The 23,313-nt window shown below is 38.1% G+C and carries 18 protein-coding genes, 1 tRNA gene and 1 pseudogene; 8 read left to right on the forward strand and 12 right to left on the reverse strand.

What is annotated here, in order from left to right; translation table 11 throughout:
* Window positions 1-313 precede the first annotated feature (313 nt).
* The 7 genes from V7K56_RS10020 to V7K56_RS10050 all read right to left on the reverse strand — a co-directional run bounded on the left by V7K56_RS10020 (window position 314) and on the right by V7K56_RS10050 (window position 9,226).
* On the reverse strand, window positions 314-808 hold the full coding sequence (locus V7K56_RS10020; protein WP_334910003.1) for a hypothetical protein: 495 nt from the start codon (window positions 806-808) through the stop codon (window positions 314-316).
* Between the two features lie 223 nt (window positions 809-1,031).
* Window positions 1,032-2,477, reverse strand: a complete 1,446-nt coding sequence (gltX, locus tag V7K56_RS10025; protein WP_334910005.1) for a glutamate--tRNA ligase — start codon at window positions 2,475-2,477, stop codon at window positions 1,032-1,034.
* A 126-nt stretch (window positions 2,478-2,603) separates the two neighbouring features.
* Window positions 2,604-2,677: transfer RNA gene (locus V7K56_RS10030), tRNA-Asp, on the reverse strand.
* Window positions 2,678-2,788: 111 nt separating this feature from the next.
* Window positions 2,789-4,315 carry a serine/threonine protein kinase gene (locus V7K56_RS10035; protein WP_334910007.1) on the reverse strand — a complete coding sequence of 509 codons (1,527 nt, stop codon included), beginning with the start codon at window positions 4,313-4,315 and terminating at the stop codon, window positions 2,789-2,791.
* Between the two features lie 101 nt (window positions 4,316-4,416).
* Entirely contained in the window at window positions 4,417-6,039 is a 1,623-nt protein-coding gene (locus V7K56_RS10040) for a serine/threonine protein kinase (RefSeq protein ID WP_334910009.1), read from the reverse strand.
* Between the two features lie 326 nt (window positions 6,040-6,365).
* Entirely contained in the window at window positions 6,366-7,550 is a 1,185-nt protein-coding gene (locus V7K56_RS10045) for an esterase-like activity of phytase family protein (protein ID WP_334910011.1), read from the reverse strand.
* 215 nt (window positions 7,551-7,765) lie between these two features.
* A complete protein-coding gene (locus V7K56_RS10050) occupies window positions 7,766-9,226 on the reverse strand; it encodes a TM0106 family RecB-like putative nuclease (protein ID WP_334910013.1) in 1,461 nt (486 codons plus the stop codon).
* A gap of 394 nt (window positions 9,227-9,620) precedes the next feature.
* Between V7K56_RS10050 and V7K56_RS10055 the strand changes: the two genes are divergently transcribed.
* Window positions 9,621-10,814, forward strand: a complete 1,194-nt coding sequence (locus tag V7K56_RS10055; protein WP_334910015.1) for an aminotransferase class V-fold PLP-dependent enzyme — start codon at window positions 9,621-9,623, stop codon at window positions 10,812-10,814.
* A 72-nt stretch (window positions 10,815-10,886) separates the two neighbouring features.
* Window positions 10,887-11,978: a glycosyl transferase gene (locus V7K56_RS10060; RefSeq protein WP_334910017.1), complete on the forward strand. Its 1,092-nt coding sequence runs from the start codon at window positions 10,887-10,889 to the stop codon at window positions 11,976-11,978.
* 360 nt (window positions 11,979-12,338) lie between these two features.
* Here V7K56_RS10060 and V7K56_RS10065 read toward each other — a convergent pair whose 3' ends face one another.
* Together V7K56_RS10065 and V7K56_RS10070 are read right to left on the reverse strand one after the other, a co-directional pair.
* Complete coding sequence (locus V7K56_RS10065) at window positions 12,339-13,097, reverse strand: class I SAM-dependent methyltransferase (protein ID WP_334910019.1); 759 nt, start codon at window positions 13,095-13,097, stop codon at window positions 12,339-12,341.
* Between the two features lie 482 nt (window positions 13,098-13,579).
* Window positions 13,580-14,323, reverse strand: coding sequence for a class I SAM-dependent methyltransferase (locus V7K56_RS10070; protein ID WP_334910021.1), 744 nt, complete (start codon window positions 14,321-14,323; stop codon window positions 13,580-13,582).
* A 157-nt stretch (window positions 14,324-14,480) separates the two neighbouring features.
* On the opposite strand from V7K56_RS10070, the pseudogene V7K56_RS10075 reads away from it, so the two are divergent.
* Window positions 14,481-14,791, forward strand: a pseudogene (locus tag V7K56_RS10075) (glycosyl transferase); the annotation flags it as partial.
* Between the two features lie 205 nt (window positions 14,792-14,996).
* Here V7K56_RS10075 and V7K56_RS10080 read toward each other — a convergent pair.
* Together V7K56_RS10080 and V7K56_RS10085 are read right to left on the reverse strand one after the other, a co-directional pair.
* Window positions 14,997-16,301: a phthiocerol/phthiodiolone dimycocerosyl transferase family protein gene (locus V7K56_RS10080; protein ID WP_334910022.1), complete on the reverse strand. Its 1,305-nt coding sequence runs from the start codon at window positions 16,299-16,301 to the stop codon at window positions 14,997-14,999.
* Window positions 16,302-16,414: 113 nt separating this feature from the next.
* A complete protein-coding gene (locus tag V7K56_RS10085) occupies window positions 16,415-16,810 on the reverse strand; it encodes a hypothetical protein (RefSeq protein ID WP_334910024.1) in 396 nt (131 codons plus the stop codon).
* Window positions 16,811-17,371: 561 nt separating this feature from the next.
* On the opposite strand from V7K56_RS10085, the gene V7K56_RS10090 reads away from it, so the two are divergent.
* From V7K56_RS10090 to V7K56_RS10110, 5 genes are all read left to right on the forward strand, one after another.
* Window positions 17,372-17,785, forward strand: a complete 414-nt coding sequence (locus tag V7K56_RS10090) for a secondary thiamine-phosphate synthase enzyme YjbQ (RefSeq protein ID WP_334910026.1) — start codon at window positions 17,372-17,374, stop codon at window positions 17,783-17,785.
* A gap of 306 nt (window positions 17,786-18,091) precedes the next feature.
* Window positions 18,092-18,841: a hypothetical protein gene (locus tag V7K56_RS10095; RefSeq protein ID WP_334910028.1), complete on the forward strand. Its 750-nt coding sequence runs from the start codon at window positions 18,092-18,094 to the stop codon at window positions 18,839-18,841.
* 66 nt (window positions 18,842-18,907) lie between these two features.
* The gene (locus V7K56_RS10100; protein ID WP_334910030.1) at window positions 18,908-19,717 is read left to right on the forward strand and encodes a Nif3-like dinuclear metal center hexameric protein; all 810 of its coding nucleotides are present in this window, start codon (window positions 18,908-18,910) and stop codon (window positions 19,715-19,717) included.
* A gap of 277 nt (window positions 19,718-19,994) precedes the next feature.
* Entirely contained in the window at window positions 19,995-20,213 is a 219-nt protein-coding gene (locus V7K56_RS10105) for a hypothetical protein (protein WP_104904795.1), read from the forward strand.
* A 570-nt stretch (window positions 20,214-20,783) separates the two neighbouring features.
* On the forward strand, window positions 20,784-21,095 hold the full coding sequence (locus tag V7K56_RS10110; protein ID WP_334910032.1) for a DUF6679 family protein: 312 nt from the start codon (window positions 20,784-20,786) through the stop codon (window positions 21,093-21,095).
* A 64-nt stretch (window positions 21,096-21,159) separates the two neighbouring features.
* On the opposite strand, the gene V7K56_RS10115 is transcribed toward V7K56_RS10110, so the two are convergent.
* On the reverse strand, window positions 21,160-22,830 hold the full coding sequence (locus tag V7K56_RS10115; protein ID WP_334910034.1) for an MBL fold metallo-hydrolase: 1,671 nt from the start codon (window positions 22,828-22,830) through the stop codon (window positions 21,160-21,162).
* Window positions 22,831-23,313 lie beyond the last annotated feature (483 nt).

The raw sequence follows: 23,313 nt of genomic DNA on the forward strand, positions 1-23,313 counted from the left end.
TTTCTCCAAAATGCTCCTCGTATCGTTTAAGCCGCTCTCAATAATGATTGTGGAGACTGGGGACTGTGGACTTGAGACTAGGGAGACAAGGGAGCAGGGGAGCAGGGGAGCAGAGGAGCAAGGGAGACAAGGTGACAAGGTGACAAGAGGTGAGAACTTGCAACAAGTTTTTCCTCCGTCCCTTGCGCGTCTCCCTTAGGAGAAGTTCTGATGCCTACAGCAGGCTGCACCAACGCTGGAAGCCAGTGCTCAGACTTCTCAAGAGTCTCCAATTCTCAAGAGTCCCCTTGTCCTCTTCTCCATGCCCAATGCCCTACTTTACTTCTGTAATTTTTAGAGTGTAAGGAAGATACTTGCCTTTTTCGTAAGAACCAACCCAAATTTGGTAACTTCCAGGTAGCCATTCACCAACAATGCCAGCATTTTTGCCATCAAAATCGTCATTGCACCAAGTACCACCAGGCCCTTTGATAATCATAGTGGTGTCTTCGGGACTTTGCACTTGCAACTTCAGGTAGTCAAATTTACTTGTTAACGCTAATGTGTGGTCTGGTGTTTCATCCACAAATCCGGTACAAGGGCCAGTGGCTGTTTCGCTTCTCCCACCTACTTGACTTCCAGATATTGAGCCACCACTCATCCCGCGAACTGTCAGGGGGTCTGGTGAAAACTGAGGGCTAATGGTGAGATCTCCAAATATCGTTGGCGCTTCCTGAGCATCAACCGCAGCATTGACTGTCGATGTGATAAAGAGCGTAACTATCATGAACGATAATCTCATCCCTCTATTGAGCGCTTTTGTCGGCATTGTAATTATGTTCGCTTCTAAGTGTTTTTGAAGACATGAATTTTACACACCAAGTTCCCAACATGAGGAGAATTGACTAACTATTTTAGATATGAAATTGAGAATAATTCATTAGTAATTAGTCAATGATTTCTTGTTTCCATAATTGCTTTACCTTATGAATAGGGGCACACATTTGTGCGCCCCGAAAATCTAAAATATTTCTAAAATCTGGAAGTAATCGCTACTTAGCTTCCGTTATAGCTCGACTCAAGCGCGGCTTATCTAAACCAATCTGATTTAGTAGTAACCAAGATTGGATTAAGTCGGGGCCATGAACATCTCCAGTTAAAGCTGCTCTAAGCGATCGCATTACTAAGCCTTTTTTGACTTTTTGCTCTTTCACCACTTGTTTAATAATGTCCTGGGCGGCGGCTTCTGACAATTGCGGCTGATTTTCTAAAGCTGTGACAATCCCTTCAAGGACAGCAGTAGAACCTTCTTGCTTAAGTTGTGTACTGCCTTCATCGCTAAATTCAACTGTATCGCTAAAAAACAGTTGGCTTTGAGCGACTCCATCTACCAGGCGAGTTAAACTCTGGCTAATTAGAGTTACTAGTTGTTCTAACCAGGGGCGTTCTCTTCCCCCATCAAATTTATAGCCAGCCGCTTCCCAAAAGGGTATGAGTAAATCTGTGAGTTTGTCTACTGGCGTGTTGTGGATATACTGACTGTTCAACCAATCCAGTTTGTCCCAGTCAAACTTTGCCCCAGCTTTATTTACACGCTCAAAACCAAATTCTTTAGCTGCTGTTTCTAAAGTAAATATTTCTTGCGTCGAGTCTGGTGGCGACCAACCCAGCAATGTCATGTAATTTACCAAGCCTTCAGCAGTAAAGCCCATTTGCTTAAAGTCAGAAATGGAAGTTACGCCATCTCGCTTAGAAAGCTTGCGCCCTTCCATATTCAAAATCAATGGCGTATGGGCAAACTCTGGAATTTTTGCACCCATTGCTTCATACAGCAGAATTTGCTTGGCGGTGTTGGCGATGTGGTCTTCTCCACGAATGACATGGGTGATTTGCATATCGATGTCATCTACTACAACGACAAAGTTGTATAAAGGTTGACCGCTACCTTCTTCTGAGGCGCGGGCAATGACCATATCACCACCTAAATCGCTGCCTCGCCAAGACATCTTTCCCCTTACTAGATCATTCCAGACAATTTCTTGCCCATCTTCGATTTTGAAGCGAATCACAGAGGAGCGACCTTCTGCTTCAAAGGCGGCGCGTTGTTCTGGCGTGAGGTTGCGGTGACGGTTGTCATAGCGAGGTGCTTCGCCTCTAGCTTTTTGGGCTTCTCGGAGAGCTTCTAGTTCTTCGGAAGTGGTGTAGCACCGATAGGCTAATCCTTGATCTAGCAGTTTTTTTACTGCTTCTTTATAAAGATCCAGGCGTTGGGATTGAAAAAATGGCCCTTCATCCCAGTTAAGTCCTAGCCAACGCAATCCTTCAAGAATATTGTCGGTGTATTCGGGACGCGATCGCTCTAAATCTGTATCTTCTACTCGCAGTATAAACTTCCCGCCGTGGTGACGGGCAAATAACCAGTTGAATACAGCCGTTCTAGCTGTACCAATATGTAAATTTCCAGTTGGACTCGGCGCAATACGGACTCTAACAGTCACAGTTTATTCTCTCTTTCGCAAAGCATGATAAATGTAGCTTATATTTAGACTCTCAATTAGCCTCTTTGGCTAATTCAAAATTAAATATCATCTAAGTTCGGTGATATGCTACTTCTAAATTTAGAACGGGACTGACGGGGCTCGAACCCGCAACTTCCGCCGTGACAGGGCGGTGCTCTAACCAATTGAACTACAGTCCCTTGTTATGGCAACTTTTCTATTATCACAATTTTTCTTCTACTTGTCAAGTGTTTTGGAGTTAAGAATTAGGAATTGTTTTTGCTCTCTATCTCCCAGGTACGAATTATTTGTTAAAAAGACTGTGATAATACAACCTGTGGCTCTGATTCCAAATGTTGCAATATTCGAGATTGGATTTGTTTATACTGTTGTTTCAATAGTTGTTTGCTCAATTGGGGTTGAGAAGCGGGTGGTAGACTATGGCTCTGTTGCACCCAGGTTTTCAACATTTGCCGCTGAGTTGACTCAATGCGACTGCTAAGAACCTTGATGCAGGAATGTGGTGCTTCCAAAGTAAAGAAAATCAAAGGATATTGTTCATTTTCAGCCAGGAAACTTACCATCCTCAGATTTTGGGGGTTTTGCATATCTAAGTAGCACGGTAGCCACTTAGGAGCGAATTGTCGATTATAGAGTGCAGTTACCCACAACAACATTGGGTGAGGGGATGTCACAAAGACAAACTGGTTATAACGGGTAGAAACCGCATAGTTTTTGATTTCTTGTTTAGACAACATCAACCATAGCGCTGTTATAGATCCTTTTGGAGTGTCTAGAAGCTGGGGAAAAACAATTTCTTGAATTGGTTTATTTTGAGGCCACAAAAGCTGCCGATAGCTTTGTTCTACAGTGATTGGTAATGCAGAATTTAAGGGACTGCCAAGGATGGAGTTAGAGGTGAAATTTGTAGGAAAACTAGCACAATTAGACTGTTCTAAACTATTTAAAACTTGTAAAACTTCAGCAATATTTTGAGGGCGATCGCTGGCTTTTTTAGCCAGACAAGCCATAATTAAATTACTTAGCTTGTGAGGTATTTTAAGAGTAGGTTTAACATCTGTGATCGTTTTTGGTGTTTCAAAGTGATGTGCTTTATACCAAGCACCAAAGTAATCAGTTTCTGGTTGCCAAGGTTTTTTGTCTGTAAGCATCTCAAACATCATCACACCCAGGCTATAAATATCAGAGCGACTATCTAGTTTTTCCCCATCCAGCTGTTCTGGAGAACAGTAGGGTAAAGTGCCATTAAATCCGCTACTTGTACTAGCAGTTGATGCATAATTCAAAAATCTAGCAATACCAAAATCAAGAATTTTAACTAACTGGCCCAATATCGGATCGGGAATAACTAATATATTGGCAGGCTTGATATCTCGATGAACCAATGGACAAATTTTGCCATCAATGTTAATACCTTGATGGGCACACTGTAAGCCCAAACAAATTTGACGAGAGAGAGTCAAAAACATGGACAGAGGTAGCGGAATTAAATCCTTTAAATTCTTGCCACATAGATATTCCATAACGTAGTATGGTTTTCCTTTCTCATTCACACCATAATCATACGCCCGCACTATATGTACGCTTTTTTGACTTAAGGCTGCACTCATTAAAGCTTCACGAGCAAAGTCTTGTTGCATCTTGGTATTAACAACAGTTTGAGTCAAAAACTTGATAGCAACTGGTATACCTCCTAACAAAATATCATTTGCTAAAAAAACTTCACCCATGCCACCGCTGCCAATTAATTGCTTGAGTTGATAACGATTGGCAAGCAAGCCCGTACTACTTGGAGATGTAAATAAGCTCTGATTCACTTTGTTCACCTCTGATGCTGAGTCCATTTAAAGTTAGCAATAAATATATAAAAATATTATGAGGTAATGGTGACAAGTATTTTGATTTTGATAGCAGACTTTCAACGACGTAATAGCAGTTTTAAAAATATTTCCAAGAATTTAGTCATCCAAGTTTTTAAACCGTCTGTCTCAGATTTTGGATGTGTGGCTAAGTTTTGTAATATGTTTGACTTCAGCTTTTCGTACTCTGTTTTTAGAAGATCTTTGGCTTGACTAGGTAAAATTAATTCATTTGACTGTTGACTCATATCTAACCAATCTACAAGTTGTTGACGCTGTTTAGCCGTAATATTTAAAGTCGTTACATGAGAGCAATGAGTTGGATCTTCTAAGGGGAAAAATAGTAAATGATAATAGCCTACTTCTGCTAAACTACGCGCTATTTTTTTACCCTTATTATCTTTTAGATCCAGAAAATAAGGTAACCACTTAGTCGTAGAAGGTTGAACATCATATAGTACTGTTACCCACAGTAGCATTGGGTATACATTCATTTTACTAATAAATTCAGTACCATGTATTTTATCTAAAAATTTTGCAATCTCTTGTTTAGGCAACATTGCCCAAAAAGTTGGTATAGGTCTTTGAAGAGTTTGTAGTAAATGAGGAAATCCAATTGGCGCAATTGGTTTATTTTTAGGCCAACTTTTGTGCAAACACTCTTTTTCTGATAATAAAGTTGCGGGTACTAATTGAACTGGAAGTGAGACTTTAAGAATGTCATTGCTATTACTAGGAATAACATCATTAACTTGAGCGTTAACTTTGTCTAAATCTTCTAATATTTGGTTGATGTTCTGAGGGCGATCGCTTACTTCTTTAGCTAAACAACTCATCAATATTTTTTCTAATATTTCCGGTATTTTAACTTGCGGATTTACTTCTTCAACTGTAGGTGGCATTTGAAAGCGATGGGCTTGATACCAAGTACCAAAAGAGTTATTTTTTGTTTGAAATGGATGTTTCCCTGTCAGCATCTCAAACATTAGTACTCCCAAACTATAAATATCAGACCGGACGTCTAGCAGTTTACGCCCTTCCATGTGTTCTGGAGAACAGTAAGGCAAACTGCCAATAAAAGAATCTGTTAGGGTCATCCCACTTCGCTCTGTTAAAAACTTGGCAATACCAAAATCTAGTATTTTAACAATTTCACCTTTTTTACTATCTTCAGCAAGAAATATATTTTCTGGTTTAATATCTCTGTGAACAATAGGATAAATCTCTCCTTTAAGGCTGATACCTTGGTGGGCACATTGTAAGCCTAAACAAATTTGATTACAAATTTCTAAAAACTTCGATATTGTTAAAGGCTGAATTTTCAGAATTTGTTTGAGGTTTTTTCCTTGGAGGCATTCCATTACATAAAATGGAGTTTTATCCTCAGTAACTCCATAACTTAAAATGCGAACAATATGTTTACTTTTGCGACCCAATTGAGCGCCAATAAAAATCTCTCTGGCAAAACGTTGACACATTTGTTGATTTGACAAACTAAGTGACAAGATTTTGATTGCGATCTGCATACCGCCTTTAGCAGTATCTTCCGCTAGATAAACTTTACCCATCCCCCCTTTGCCAATCAAATCTCTGATTAAATAGCGATTGTTTAAAAATTGCCCGATATAATCATCTAATTCTGCTTTTTGCCCTACCATATTCTCAATTTTATTTTCTGACATAAAAATCATTTATAAAAATTTTTATTGGCAAAATACTTTAATTAAGTCTACTTAATTATTAAATTCAAATCTAAGAAATATCCGAATTTTGAGAAAATTAATTATATGCTGTAAATATGGTTAAGCTCTCTGCAAAAGCTACTAAACATTGTGTAACATATTTATTAATAAGTACGGTTGAGAAATTACACGTAAACTATAAATAAGCTAGATAAAGTTACTTAGTAGATTCCGTGAATACACAGGAATAATCAGAAATAACTAAACAGTAGTCAAGCCGCGATGTCTACAACGGGCTACGCCTATGCACCTTTATCTCTATACGGTTAAAGGTTAATATTCGGGAGTAAACGGCGTAATAATTTAATTAGTGGAGTTTCAATTTTAATTTGAAAGGCTAGTATCTGGGTGCGTTGCAGGGAGTTAAAATTATTATCACTGATGAGAATTAATGATTGTTGACCATTCGGCAGTTTTGGGCCAAAAGTTAAGCCTTCGATGTTGTCTAGCAGTATATCTAGTTTTCTCAAATCTAACAGCAGTTTTTTCTTAACTGGTTTAATATTTTTAAAGTCAACTGCTAAAAGACTATCAATATTATGAATATCATCGGCTCCTTCTAAAGAAACCTGAAACAGGGAAATAGCAAATCCTAAACCAGTAAAAGACCTTTCTAAACTTAAGAAGTGTCCTTGATTATCAAGAGCAAGTAAATCGGGTAATCCACTAGCGAATTTGCCAATTAGATTCAAAAATGGTGTAACTGGTTCAGTTTCGTAAAGAAATTCCTTTTCTGGTTGATTGTTGAGCAAGTTGTATTGCAAAATTCGGCAAGGACTACCTATATTAGGTTTAGCTGCGACACCGTCTTGAATTAGAGCATTTTCGGTGGCTGTGAATAAATGTTTGTTATCGGGTGTGATGGTGAGGCTTTCAAAAGCTAAATTGTTGCGGATACCTTTTTGATTAGTTTTATCTGGTAAAAATTTGTTTGGGAGGGGAAGTGTGAAAATTTCTTTGCCAGAAGATAGTGAGAACTCTTTAATAAAAGGATTAATTAATTTTGCAGCGTCGCCTTCAGAAGAAATAAATATAGTTAGTTTATTAGTTAATGCAATATCTTCTGTATCAGTTTCACCAGGGCGAAATATTTGACCATTTTTATTTAATAATGTGGTAACACTGACTGGAATAATTCCATCTTTTTTTAGTAAACCTTTGCTCAGGTCGATTTTCAAGGTGTAGAAACGAACGGCAGCTTTTTGACCACGATCGTCGGTAATAGCGTAATAAAGGTTATTTTTGGCATTATATGCAATTCCAGATAAACCTCCGACTTTAGTTTTTTGAAAGATTAAACCTTTCGGGAGGGTGGCTTCTCCAATAAATTTTATACTACTGATTTCAACACTGTTTGAAGGGAAGTTTGTGAATACAAGGTTAATAATTATAATTGGAATCAAAAAGTAAATGATTCGTGGAAATGCAAAATGTTTTTTAATTATATACATAAGTTTTTTTAATATTAAAGTTTATATAAATACCCATTTAGACGCTCCTAAAAATAATATTAATTAAATAAAAAATAATTTAACAGATACAAGCCTGAAAATCCCGCTCAATCATGCTTTTTTAACTTTATGGTAAGTCTGAACAGATGTTTCCCTTACTTAGACTTTCCCAAACGTATTTTTAATTTGAAAACCTTTAAAAAATAATAAATTACTTAAGCTAATCGTAAATCATATTCATCTTGGAAAAAGTTGACAAGCCAATCTTTTACTTTGCGAGTGGCGCGGCAGTCATCTTCGTTGTAGCGTTGGATAATTTCTAGTAAGGTGCGATCGCCTGTTTCTAACCATTGATCGTACCAGTAAATACATTTAGCACCACTGGCTTCTTGATCGCGCCACTCAAATCCTATCCAACGAGCGATCGCTTTCAAGGCATAGCTTTCTACGGGCAATGCTACACTTTGGGTTAATTGTTCATACACATCCACAAATCGATTCAGTACAGGACGCACTAAGGAATGTGGAGTGCCGTAAAGTTTTGCCAACCGTTTGACTGTATCAAACTCGTAGACACAAAAATGATAAATTGGCGCTTCGGGATATTGCCAAACCAAATCCAAAAATTGCTGCCAAACTAATTCTTCGTCTTCTGGTTTGTCTGCTAAAAAGGAATAAAATTGTTCTGTATTAGCTTGTCTATTAACAACCAAAACTCCTAAGAGATAATCTAAATCTAAGTCTGGCTGGGCTTCAATATCAAAATAAAGCTCTATGGGCGCTGTGAATGTAATATCTTCTGTTGGTAGCGGGTAGGGTAAAATAAACGGTCGTTTTTCTAGTGCAGATTGAGCTTGCACTACCAATTTTGGCGCTACTTGGCTGTCAAAACCAAGTAGGTTTTCTAAGCTGCTGGGACTGGTATTAGCAAGAGATTCCAGTGTGGTAATGTTTAAAGCTTGGAGTTGAGTGTAGCGAAGGGGTGTTACACCTGGTAGCAGTGAGAGATGTTTTTCAGATTGAGCGATCGCATAACATTCACTATACCAATGGCAAAAATTGCACTTTTGGCGAGAGATAAACACCTCTGGCGGATTCGGTAACTCTAAAACTTGAATAAACTCATCCAAAATCTGCTGCATTCGTGGTGTCCATTTGCACAGATCCACTGCATAATTCGTATTTTTGGTTCGCAATATCAGCAAAGCTGTTTCAGGTGCAACTCCCTGCACTGCTGTCAACACTTGGGCATGAAATGCAGCGACAACCTGATACTCTTGCTTAGGGCGCTTACCCAGTTCAATACTAGCCGGAACGTAGATCCAATCTCCAAAATTGGATTTTCCCGGTTGTTTGACGAGTAAATCTGGACGACTTAGCAGAGTGTCTGCTTCAGAATAATTTGCTAACAGTACTCCTTTGTAGATGTACTCAACCCCACGCTGCATCAATTCTAAAGTTGCTTTCTCTCCCTTTTCCCAGTTTCCATAAGGATAATCTGGTTGATGATAAGTCCATTGTGCTATAGCACTCAACTGATGAGCGATTTTGTCCTGTTGCAATTTCTGTAGCAACTCATTAGGAGCATCGCGCTGACTTTTGTCACCGTGGATATCTAGAAAAGGTCGGCGTTTACAGCGTTGGTATTGCAGTAGGAGTTCAGCATTGATTAGCATCCTTTTAAGTTAACAAGAATTAGCACAATCTGGGAGTAAATCTGACAATTAAAATCTGGAAGTGGCGATACCTTCGGTGGGCTACGCCAACGCGTTTACGTTTAATTTGTCGTTTATTTTATACTGTCAACAGCTAGCTATTGACGTAAACAGCACAAGCGTTTGCTTTTGCCCCAAATTACAACTAAAAGAGAGTGATAAAAAACCACAGTTTGTCCATTATTACAAGGTTAGATGACAAAACAACATGAGCCGTGTCTTATCTGTAAGTGTGTCACACTCTGGAGAAAGGGTTAGAATCCCTACTTGATCTACAAATTCCAGCATTCAATCTTTGTGATTGGGATCGTCTGAATATCAATAGCCTGCAAACAGCAGATATCTCTTGTGAATTATGACTAGTATTTCTGCATCACCAATCAAGCTGCATCACCATCGAGAGCAATTTCCCGCTTTGGGGAATAAGGCTTATTTTAACTATGGGGGACAAGGGCCGATGCCCCAAGGGGCAATGGATGCGATCGCCCAAACTCAAGCTTATGTTCAGCAAATAGGCCCCTTTGGTAATGAGGCGTATCGCTGGATAGCACCGCAGACTCAAGCCGCAAGAGAAGCGATCGCTTTGGAGTTAAATGCACCAAGCCAAACAATTACTCTTACGCAGAATGTCACTATTGGCTGTAATATTGCCATGTGGGGCATAGAGTGGCGTGCTGGCGACCATCTACTGCTCTCAGACTGCGAACATCCAGGCGTAATTGCTACAGCTGGGGAAATCTCGCGGAGATTTGCTGTGGAAGTTACCACTTGTCCCCTAAAAGCAACTTTAAATGAGGGCGACCCTGTAAACATCATTGCCCAGCATTTGCGCTCCAATACCCGCCTAGTAATATTGAGTCATGTTTTCTGGAATACTGGTCAAGTTTTACCTCTTGACAAAATTGCAGAAGTATGTAGAAATAATCATTCTGCACTATTAATAGATGCTGCCCAATCTGCTGGTTTATTACCTTTAAACTTAACTGAATTGGGAGTAGATTTTTATGCTTTCACTGGTCACAAATGGTTATGTGGCCCAACAGGTGCTGGTGGTTTGTATGTCCGACCAGAAGCACGAGAAAGCCTGAAACCTACGTTTATTGGTTTGAATGGCATTGTTGTGGATAGTCAATCTCAGCCTGTAAATTGGCTTCCAGATGGGCGACGATACGAAGTATCTACATTAGCTTATCCGTTGTATCTTGGGTTAAAAGAAGCGATCGCAATTCATCAGCAATGGGGAACGTCACAGGAACGTTACGAGCAAATTTGCCATAACAGTGAGTACCTTTGGCGACAATTGACGGCGTTATCCGATATTAAATGTTTGCGAACTTCCCCACCCGAAAGCGGTATAGTCTCCTTCCAGCTTGCAAATAATCAGCCTCAAGCTCATTTGAAGTTGGTACAATTTTTAGACTCACAAAGGATATTAACTCGGACAATTGCCGCTCCTAGCTGTATACGCACTAGCGTTCATTACTTTACTTTAGAATCGGAAATCGACCTATTGGTTGAGACGATTCAAAATTTTTGCAAAAATAGTTAAAAATTAGGAGTTATAAGTTATCAGTCTGGGAATTATGATTTTAAATCTTAACTCCTAACTCCTAACTTGAAAATGGAACGCCCAATCTTATATTTAGCCATCACAAACCACGGCTTTGGTCACGCTACCCGCACGGCATCTATAGCCGCAACTATTCAAAAATTATGTCCAGAAGTTCTGCTAATTCTGGTGAGTACTGCCCCACGCTGGCTGCTAGAGTGCTATATAGAAGGCGATTTTATTTATCGTCCCCGTGCATTTGATTTGGGTGTGGTGCAAACAGATAGTTTGACAATGGATAAAGCAGCGACTTTAGAAAAGTTGCTAGATATTAAGAAGCATCAAAATTCGCTGATTGCCTCAGAAGTGAATTTTATCCGCCAAAATCGCGTTAATCTTATCTTGGCAGATATTCCTTTCCTTGCTCCTGGGTTTGCCAAAGCTGCAAATATTCCCTGCTGGATGATAAGTAACTTTGGTTGGGACTTTATTTACCGAGATTGGGGAGGTGAATTTACCGCAGTTGCAGATTGGATTAGTGATTGGTATTCAAAGTGCGATCGCCTATTTCGTCTCCCTTTCCACGAAGCAATGCCAGCTTTTAACAATATCACAGATGTCGGCTTAACAGGCGGTTCTCCCCGTTACTGTGCTGATAATTTACGTTCTCTTTGGAGAATAACTGCACCAGTCGAAAAAACTATTTTGTTGACCTTTGGCGGGTTGGGTTTACAGCAAATTCCTTATGAGAACATACAGCGATTTCCAGATTGGCAATTTATCGTATTCGATCAATCTGCCCCTAATTTACCTAATTTAGTGAAAATTAATGACCACAAATACCGCCCTGTAGATTTTATGCCTATTTGTGGGCGAGTCATCTCTAAACCTGGTTACAGTACTTTTTCTGAAGCCACGATACTAGGAGTACCAATTGTCACCATACCACGTGAAGACTTTGCCGAAGCAACTATTATCCTAAAAGGTATAACCGATTATAATCAGCATCAAATTATTACCCCATCTGAATTTTTTCAAGGTACTTGGAATTTTCTTTATGAGTTACCCCAACTACCAAAGCAATCTCAATCAATTGCTAAGGATGGTAATGAAGCGATCGCTCAAGCTGTTATCAATTATTGCCAGACTAAAGATAGTAAATAATATTCCTCAGAATAGATGAGATTGGTGAATTACTAACAGGACTTACCCCCAGGGCAAACACATCTTATTTACTAATAAAAACTAAAAAAGATTTCAAAATAATATAGATAATCCTAAAAGTTGCTATAATCTGTATTTAGATGCGTTCGTCCTGGCTTTTACCTGAATCGCCTACTTCTCGATTCTTGACTTCAATTTCCAAAACTACTGCTATATCTATTTTCTACACTTTCACTCTTTTGTTAAGAAAGATGTGATTAATGCGTAGCCATTCGTCATTATTTAGATGCGTTTACCCTGAGCATTGAACAAATTTCACAAATTGCTGTGTTTGCAGATTTTGGACAAAACAATTATTTGTTAACGTTTCTGGTAAATATGAAACTTTGACAGGAAAAAGTTTTTGCCAAGTTTTTTATTTCCTTCTATACCAATTTGTTCAAATCCAGACTCTTCCATCAATTGTTTTGTTTGATTGCTATCAAGAATTAAATAATCAGCAATTGTATCACTAATTATTTCACCATTGTTTTCCCTGATCACTGTATACTGCCTCTTAATGCCTGTATCTGTTTTTGAAACTTTGACCTGATAGATTATGTCTCCTGGCAATTTGTTTACATTATCTGTATGCATACCTTGAGCACTCAGAACCAATAGACCATTCATTTTGAGATGTTCAGCAATACGCCTTAATGCTATTACATTATTCTCAATACTATTAATATGACTACATAGTAAGTATTCATTGTCAGTATCATTGTCAGTATTTGTATCTAGAAAATACCAAACACCGCTATTTGAATAAGCTAGATCAAAACTCTCTTCTAGTTGCATATCAAGAACATCAGATTCGACTAATTTAATTTTATTTCCTAGTCGCTTTTTTGCTAAATCTAACATTTGTTTAGAAATGTCAATTCCTGTAAAGTTACAATTCGGTTTTAGTTTTAAGACTCTTTCTGCTACTAGACCTGTGCCTACTCCTATCTCTAGTATGTTATTAGAATCTCTAATTATAGGAAACAGAGATTTAACGACCTCATCGTGGTAGTCAGTGCAAATATATTGAAATAATAAATCATAATAGTTTGCTCTGTCGGCATCGTATATATCCATAGAAACCTCGTCAAAGTCGGCACTTAAAGCGAATAAATATTATAAGTAGATATTAATTATACTGGACTTTAGACTAAAGTCAATCACATTCAGTACAGTGCTGTCATTAAAAGATAGTAGATAATATTCCTCAGAATAGATGAGATTGGTGAATTACTAACAGGACTTACCCCAGGGCAAACACATCTTATTTACTAATAAAAACTAAAAAAGATTTCAAAATAATATAGATAATCCTAAAAGTTGCTATAATCTATATTTAGATACGTTCGCCTTGGCTTTTACCCGAATCGCCAACTTCTCGATTCTTGACTTCAATTTCCAAAACTACTGCTATATCCACTTTCTACACTTCACTCTTTTGTTAAGAAAGATATGACTAATGTGTAGCAATTCGTCATTATTTAGATGCGTTTACCCTGAGCATTGAACAAATTTCACAAATTGCTGTATTTGCAGGTTTTGGACAAAACAATTATTTATTAACGTTTCTGGTAAATATGAAACTTTGACAGTAAAAAGTTTTTGATAAGTTTTTTATTCCCTTCTATGCCAATCTGTTTAAATCCAGACTCTTCCATCAATTGTTTTGTTTGATTGCTATCAAGAATTAACAAATCAACAGTTTTATCGCTGATTATTTCACCATTGCTTTCCCTAATCCACATATACTGCTTCTTAACGCCTGTATCTGTTTTTGAAACTTTGATTTGACGGATTATGTCTCCTGGCAATTTGTCTATCTTATCTATATGCATACCTTGAGCACTCAGAACCAATAAACCATTCATTTTGAGATGTTCAGCAACACGTCTTAATGCTATTATATTATTCTCAATGCTATTAATAGAACTACATAGTAAGTATTCATTGTCAGTATTTGTATCTAGAAAAAACCAAACGCCGCTATTTGAATAAGCTAGATCAAAACTCTCTTCCAGTTGCATATTAAGAACATCACATTCGACTAATTTAATTTTATTTTCTAGTCGTTTTTTTGCTGTATTTAACATTGGTTGAGAAATATCAATTCCTGTAAAGTTACAATTCGGTTTTAGTTTTAAAACTCTTTCTGCAACTAAACCTGTACCTATTCCTATCTCTAGTATGTTATTAAAGTCTTTAATTATAGGAAACAGAGATCTAACAACCTCATCGTGGTAGTCAGTGTAAATATATTGAAATAATAAATCATAATAGTCTGGTATGTCGGCGTGTATATTCATAAAAACCTCGTCAAAGTCGGCACTTGAAGCGATGAAATCTTATAGGTAGATATTAATTATACTGGACTTTAGACTAAAGTCAATCACATTCAGTACAGTGCTGTCATTAAAGGGTAGTAGGCAATTGACGCTGTTTTCGTAGTGGCAGAATGCAATGATGCCTATTTGTGGGCGAGTCGTTTCTAAGCCTGGTTACAGTACTTTTTTTGAAGCCACACTATTAGGAGTGCCGATTGTTACCATCCCATCCCGCGCCAGGAGTTTGCCGAAGCAACTTTTCTACTAGAAGGCATAACTAATTATAACCAGCATCAAATCATCACTCCATCTAAGTTTTTTCAAGGGACTTGGAATTTTCTAGGTGAGTTACCTCAACCACCAAAGCAATATGAACCAATTGCTGAGGATGGTAATGAAGCGATCGCTCAAGCTGTTATCAATTATTGCCAGACTAAAGATAGTAGATAATATTCCTCAAAATAGATGATGAGATGGGCGAATTACTAATAGGAGTTACCCCCACAAACGCAATCTTATTTACTAATAAAAACTAAAAAATATTTCAAGATAATCAAGATAATATAGATAATTCTAAAAGTTACTATAATCTATATTTAGATGCGTTCACCCTGGATTGCGCGAACGTGAGCTTAATTTCATAAATACTCAAAAATTAGTAATTTACTGCAATATTGAGAAGACTATAAATAACGTTATTTGCAAAAGTTTCCATAGTTTCCCTACTTATACATGGTTCAATATATGGAAAATTTAAAATCATTGTTCCTTGAAAAGTTGAAACTGCTACTAAACTAGTTACTAATTTAATTGTTGGAATAAAACTAATTTCTTCTAGTTCAAAATGTCCATAAATTTTAGGGATAGATACTTGACCAATATTAGTTACATTTACGCTTGTGCTGTTTGATATTTTTTTATTTTCTATTAAAAAATTATAATGTTTATCAAGTATAAAAAGTTTATTGAAAATATCATCTTTTTTTAAATCTATATCTAGTTTTTGCTTAATTTCTCTTGCTAATTCCCAAAAATTTGTATTTTTATTTATATTATGAAATGTCTTAATAGTAGAAGTAAATACACCTAGAACTTCATCTCTAATTACTGGTTGAATACGTTTACGTAAATCAATTGTTGATTGGCATTTTAGTTGTATATTCATTTCTGTAGAAATAACTAGTTTTCTGGCAGACGCAAGCAGCATTGCTGCACATATAGCATTATGTACTGTTGTATTATTGCTTTTACAAAGCTTTTTTAGCTGTGTAGTTTTCTCATTGTTAAGTCTTTTTTGAATCATTCCACAAGAACGTTCCTTTAAAGGAACGTATTTTTCCATCTCAAATACCTGTGGTTTATATTTAATTGATTCCAATTGATATTTAAATAAAAATATAAAAAGTTTTAACTTGCTTCTAAATCTCTGCATTCTTGCTGATAATAACTCGGTAAATGGTGGAAGTGGAGGGCGGATATTAATTTCATCAATGATTTCACCTGATGCAAGTCTTTGACAGTATTTAAATATTTGTGAATGCAAACTCATACATGATAATCCATCTGAAATAGCATGATGAGTAGTTGTGATTAGATAACTTAAATGTTTATCCTTACTAATTTTAACTAATACAGTTCTTATTAAGATTTGAGCGCTTTGCATTTTTTGGTTCAATTCTTGTGAAACAACTTCTTGGTATTGTTCAGCATATTCTTTCTCTTCAATCCGCAAAGGAATTTTGCTTGTTCCTGTTTCAAAGGAAAGATTGTCCAAATCGCCGACGATTCGAGAGTTTAGCCAAGGATGCTCGTGTTGAATAATATCAAGAACTTGTCTAAGAATTTCCGCAGTGAAAAGTCCTTTAATGCGACTAATTGTTACTATATTTGATGAGTCAGCACAGCGATTTAGAATCTCAAAAGCTTTTTCGTTAGATGAGAGTTTTCTGTCGTAAAGCATAGGTTTTTTGAGTGAGAGATTGGATGTGAGGATAAGTTAAGTTCCACTTAACGGACACTACATGAACGAAACTAATAAAAGCTTGTTGCTGTTTTTACGTCAGTCCTGAATAATTAAAATCCCAGTAGGTATTTACTATCCTCTTTACTAATTAGAGTTGTTCCTCTTTGTGAACTGTAGGCAACTTCTGAAATATAAAGATTTGGATCGTGGAGTTCGGCAATGATGTGACGTGCTAATTGTTCAGCATTAATATCAGGACTCAGACCAATTGCTCGACAAAATACATTTTCACATTCCAATTTCAAACTTTTAGTTAATCCAAATAAGCTACTACCGATGACATTGAAGTTACCTTGACCTGAAAGTCTAAAGGCTCCATCAAGACTAGCTACAGTACAGAAACAACTGAGTCCGTAATTTGCCACATCTTTGAAAGATTTTTTCAGATGTTTTGCTATTAGGAATATATGTTTAACAATTGCCTTTTCTTCTTTCAAGAAGGTCATTTGATCGTTATCACCTGATACAAGCATAGGATGGATATGAATAAAAGTGCCAACTGATATGCATTAGTCACATCTTTCTTAACAAAAGATTGAAAGTGTATGAACCAATTCGCAATTCGCAATTCGCAATTAAATTAAGCCATTAGAAATCTTAGCGGCACATACCAACAGCACAGTAGAATGGATAAAAGGCCAGGGCAAACGCATCTCAATGTAGTACATGTACACTAAAGCAGTAAAAAGATAGCGATCGCGGATGACATTATGTCAAGCTAATGCAATAATTATTGATAATTTATTGAGGATATAATAACCAATTAGATTTTCAGTAACTAGTAACTCTAATAATTACGGTTTACTTTGCTGAAAATCATTAATTTTGATCAGAACAATTAGTTTTTTACGAATTTAATAAATATATTTTTGTAACATTTTTAGTAAACATTCTCCAGGGACACGATATTTGGATCAGATCCTAATTTCGGTAATGGTTGAGTAGTGTGGCGATCGCAAGAACAATTTGTTTAATATGCTTATAATACCTCAATTTCATTATTCCACATGACTCACTACCAAAAGTTACTCAGAATTTCTACTACTGGCAAATCTTTTCAAAATATCACCGCAAAAATTGAAGCTATAGTTGCAGAATCGGGAGTAGAAACTGGCCTTTGTACTTTATTTTTGCGCCACACTTCAGCTAGTTTAGTCATCCAAGAAAATGCTGATCCTGATGTACTTGTAGATTTAGCTAACTTTATGGCAAAGCTTGTGCCAGAATCAGGCAAATACATTCATGATGCCGAAGGTTCCGATGATATGCCGGCACACATTTGTACTGCACTTACCCATACTTCTGAACATATACCTATTAATCGTGGTCATTTGGCGTTGGGAACTTGGCAGGGAATTTATATTTGGGAACATCGTCAACGCAGTCATTCTAGAGAACTAGTTGTCCACATTTCTGCATAGCAAATTTCTTAAATATAGAAACCGTAGTTAAATTTTATTAGCACTTACGCAAGTGTCCTATTTTTTTGTGCAGTTTGTTCAAAGTTAATAATCAATAGTCCCCTTAACTTTTGTGAGACTATACTAAGTATTTTTACACTCTTGGGATGGGAAAATTCCTTTATTGATAATTAACTAGACATATACTGAGCATCTCATGTCAGTTTGTAAACTTAAAAGTTAAGTTTATTTATATAAGTTTAATAGTTTATTTATTCTAATATAAAATAACACTTAATGTAACCTGCTTGGGCAATGTCAATTACTATGAAGCAAGACCTGAAACCAAATCACACTTTCCAATTTATTGACAAAATTCTTGCCCAGCAGTCTGTTAACCTGTTATCACTTAATCCTCAAAAGACTTTGATTACTAGCTTTGCAGAGTTAGGAAGTGTGATTGCCGAAAAAAATGACAACATTCAAATTATCGCAACTATTCAGGAAACATTAGAATCTATTGTTTATGCTCAGTTGCAAAACTTTCCAGAAAACATCTTCTGGGATTTTGATTTTATGGTAAGCAGTATGCTAAGACAGGCTTTAGTCGCAGAAGAAGGTACTATTACTTTTTTAAACCTTTTTGGCGCAAAGATGGTGTCTCTGACGGAAATGTTCGGAATTAAAACAGAAATTCGCTTCCGCTACGTTCACGATTTTATGTATGGGTTTGAGTGGGCAAGATGGGTACAAAAAGAGCCACATAATCGCGCACACATAGAGCCGTTCAGTCCAGTTTTTTTGGATTATTTACTTGCTAAAGGTAAGGAACTTTTACAACGTATTAATCACGGTCAGGTAGTATGTTATAAACTGTGTGATACAGGTTATCGCAATCCCTTCAGTTTTTCCCGTGAACCAGAAGATGAATACCGTCTGTTCACTTATTTGGCACAAGAACAACTTATACCAGTAGCAGTGTGGAATTGGAATGCCAGCCCTGTATGGAACAAACCTTTCCAGGAAATGCGCCAGCAATTAGCATTAAAATTAAATATTCAACCACAGAGACACTGAAAGCAAATTCAAAATTTAAAAATATACAACTTACTGCAAACAAAATAATTGCTGAAAAATATTGTTATGAAAATTATTGATTTAATCACTTGGTTTGAAAAATGGGCGAATCCCGCCTGGTGTGAAAGCTGGGATAATTGTGGCTGGCAAATTGAGCCAGGTATTTTGCAGGAAAAAACACGGGTTTTGGTGTGTTTGACACCGACTTTGGCGGTAATGCAAGAAGCGATCGCTCTAAATGCTAATCTGATATTTGCCCATCATCCATTGATTTTTAATCCTCTCAAATCTTTACGCACTGGTGAAGCGATCGCCGAAATGGTACGGTTAGCCTTTACCCACAATATTGGTATTTACACTGCTCACACGAATTTTGATCAAGTGCAAGATGGGACTGCTGACGTGTTAGCTCAGATTTTAGAACTCAAAGAAGTTACTCCTATAGAACTTACACAAGCAGGATTAGGATATGGTCGTGTTGGTTTGCTAGAGCCATTTCTGACATTACAGGAATTACTTGCAACTATTCAAACCCGACTTTCTCCTCCTAATTTGATTTTTTCTCCAAGTGCTGATTTACAGGAAACAATTTCACGAGTTGCTGTTTTGGGTGGTTCGGGGGCTAGTTACATTTCAGCCGTCGCCAAAACAGGTGCCCAAGCTTATCTGACTTCTGATTGTAAATTCCATCAGTTTCAAGAAAGCCGCGATGCCTACGGCGGGCTGGGCCTACGCAATCTCATTTTAATCGATGCTGGACATTATGCTACCGAACGTCCGGCTTGCGATCGCTTGGTGCAAAAATTCCAATCTTTAAACTTAGACTGGGTGCAATTAAGTCAAAAAGATGAAGATTTCCGCCAGTTTTTTGCTTGATTGCTGATGTTTCATTATATTTTGTCGATGCTTTTGGAAAAAATTATTGTATTTTAATTTTATTAAGGTATCAGCTTTTCAACATTGATGCATTGATGCTAAAAATTCCTGTGCCCTTTTATCTGTGTATATTAGAGTATCGAAAACTCATATTGTGATATAAATCACTGATTGAGCGTAATACTAATCACACAGTATTAATGTTTCATATCAATTAGCAAGAGAGGAAAATGTTCCACACTAGACCTAATAATTTGCTCACTCTGCCCTAATCAAGATGATTCGCACAATTATTGCATCTGCTTTCCAAACTGGATATCTTAGTGTTGAATCTGAAGGTTTACTCCAGCAGGTGCTAGCCACTAAATGCTATCAGTCAGAGGATTTGCCAGACCTTGCAGCCCTATACGATGCAGTTCGCGCTGGAAAAATTAAACGAGAAGCATCCTCATCGAACGTGCTTATAGAATTTCCTTTACCACATAAATCCTCCTGAGACTTATGGAGTAGAATTTTCTCATGGTCTTTTCCTTCTACCTCTTCCCTTATGTTGCCTTTTTTCAGGCAAAAACCTGAAAAACTCAAAACTTTTGGGTGTTGTTGTTGAAAAGTATCAAGGTCAGCAAGAGAATGAGTTAAGATCAGATACAAGTGGGTAAAAGTAAAGCCAAGTCCCCGGACTTCCCAGTAATGCCAATGATTAAAAGTAGGCAAGTTAAACAACCACAATCAACGATTGTTTTCGAGTATTCTTTATTACATAATGATAAGAATGACTCACCAACAAATATAAACCTGGTTAGGACAGGTACCGAATTGTTTGACTTCTATTGAAGCAGACATTCCCTAGAATAAGCCGGAGGGAGATTGAATTCATTGTTAGAGCATCTGATTTATGACCCAATATTATCCTGATATTTTGACAACTAAAAGCAAATTTTGGGATTGGGTAATGAAGCATACTTGTTCTGAAAGTGAAATTAACCTCTTAAAGGTGTAATGTAATGGGGTAGAACCCAGATTTTGACAGGTTTAACTACGTTGTTTAAAAAGGCAGAAACAATACATGCTACACCGCAAGATTTATCAACTGTGTTGCGATGGGCGCGAGGTATGTGTTTTCTTGCGGGACCAGCAACGCTGGATTGAACGCGCCCGCATCATAGACATAGAGGGAGATTTAGTGACCCTACGCTATGAAACAGAAGAAGAGGACGAAGTTTGCTCTTGGGAAGAAATGGTTCGCCTAGAGAGCATTGGTGCTGTAACGCAAAAATTGGCTTCAGTACCACGCGGTAATATAGAACCTCTGATGACTGAAGATTGTCCCGAAGCAGAGCGCATTCACAACCGTTACAATGACTCGAATCCAGAATAAATAATCAGTGCTGAGTGCTGAGTATCGAGTGCTGAGTCATAAATCCTAACTCAGGACTCAGAGCTCAGGACTCAGGACTAGATAAACCTTCAAAGGCAGGACAGTAACCTTCGAGAGTTACCTTAAAGTTATACAATGGGGAAGCTGGGTTCCAACACCGCTGCCCCCTTTGATGTCGGCAAGTACCACAACAGTCTACATCTGCCCATGTGTAGCGATCGCTGTTTTGGTTGAGCAGTTCTCGTTGAGACAATCCCCTTAATACTAATTCTTCCCCTTGCCAACGAGCTTCGATTAAACCAGTATCGGCAAATTGCCGCCAACGCTGATCGGCAGTAATCACATTCGGTAGGGTGATTGTGATTACTGTTCCTAACTCTGTCAGTTCGCCTTCATAGTTAGTCTCTGGTGCTGCCGGTTGTAAAAATGTGTCGCCAATAGGCAGTTCTACTAAGGTATTGGCCGCCGGAGAATGCACGTGGTAGCGGTTTTGCAACTCCTCTAAACTAGTCAGGTCTGCCAAGTAGGCAGGGGAACCGTGGACAAAAATCACGTGCTGCGGTCGCAAATTATGAATTAGCTGCGTAGTACCAGGGCCATCGCTATGTTGAGCTAAGAGATAAGTTTCAAGAGTGGTGGGCGCTAAATATTCTTTGTTAACTTTTATATCAATTTTTTCTGGTAGGAGAATTAGCCAAGGCCCGGTGTTTAATTGGCAGTGTTCGCCTAAATCAGATGTCGAGTCGGTGAGGACAATACAAGGTGACTTACCTACACTGGGACGATGTTCTGGTTGTAGACGACGCACGCGGGGACGTACCCGTTCATCCCAAAACAAAGGTTGATGGCGGGCGAAGTTCTGCACTGATGGGGGGAGATGGGGTAAGAGTTCAAGATATGCATCACATCCAGTGGCGACAGCACCATCTACCCAAATATCTAAATCTCGTCCAGTGAAGTGGTGATGCGATCGCAAGAGCATTAATAATTCTTGACCTAATCCTAAAGCTGGGGTAGGAAGAATTACAGAACAATTGTCAGTGATCGCTCGATTAATTCGCTCGGCTAATTGATTTTCTTGGTTACGGCGATGGGGATGACGGGATGTGCCATAACTACCTTCAATGATTAGCACATCCAAGTCTAAACCCCGCAGTTCCTCTAAACGCAAACCTTCTACTAGTCGGGAGTTTGATAAGAAAAAGTCCCCTGTATACAGTAGCTTGTAAGTCCGCTGCTGGGTGGTGTATGTTAGGAGAATTGCCACTGCTCCTGGTAAATGCCCAGCGGGAAATAATTCTGCCACCAAACCATCTTGGAATTCCACAGGCGATCGCAATGGCAAGGCATGACAAAATTGGGAAATTTCCTTCGGGTCTTCGTCTACCCAATTCAGTGGTAGTAACTTGCTAGTTACCTCACTACCATAAATAGGTAACTTTGGAAAAGCTTTATGCAGCGCCAGTAAGCCTTTAGCGTGATCTGGGTGGGCATGACTAATCAAAACTAAATCTGCTGGTAGGAGCGAACTACTTCCACGTACCGACTTATTAAGCCCCTTAGCCAGCGATGAGATATCCTCTAAACCACAGTCTAAGAGAACGCGGTGTGGCCCCATTTTCACCAATAAACACACGCCCTCATTGTCATGCTGGACACTATAGGGCAAACATTCTAATTCACTACCCGCTTCCGCAGCATCTACGCGAGAGGATGCCGATAGATTATCCCTCATGCTCTCCTCCCCTCAAACCTCATCATCATGGACATATCTCAAAAGCCAAAAGTTACACAAATTTTGCTTTTGTGACTTAGGGGTAAGTTTTATCGTGCGCCCCTACACCCTGAGAATACGGATTTTTGATTGGGGAGGACGCCTGCACCGAACCCGCACTGTTCGGAAAGGTGGGCTAACGAGAAGCTATCAAACTAGTAACTCAAGGAATTTGCCTCTGGTTTCTTTTTCCTTTACAAGTTTTGAGCGCTCTTAGCTAACTCACCCTCCGGGAAGTCGATCGAGCGTCTACAGATTTATCTCAATGTGCGGAGCCATTGCCATGATAGTTATCTGAATCATAGAATCCATTCTTCGTGCCAAAAAATAAGCACGAAAGCGTAAATATAACTGTTAATCCAGCTAGAATCAACTTTACATCCATTTGTTTGCTGCCCTTTACTCAAAGACTTTCCTATATTAATGTTAGTGCTTCCGCAATCA

This window comes from Nostoc sp. (assembly GCF_036917535.1).
In the GTDB taxonomy this organism is placed as follows: Bacteria; Cyanobacteriota; Cyanobacteriia; order Cyanobacteriales; family Nostocaceae; genus Nostoc.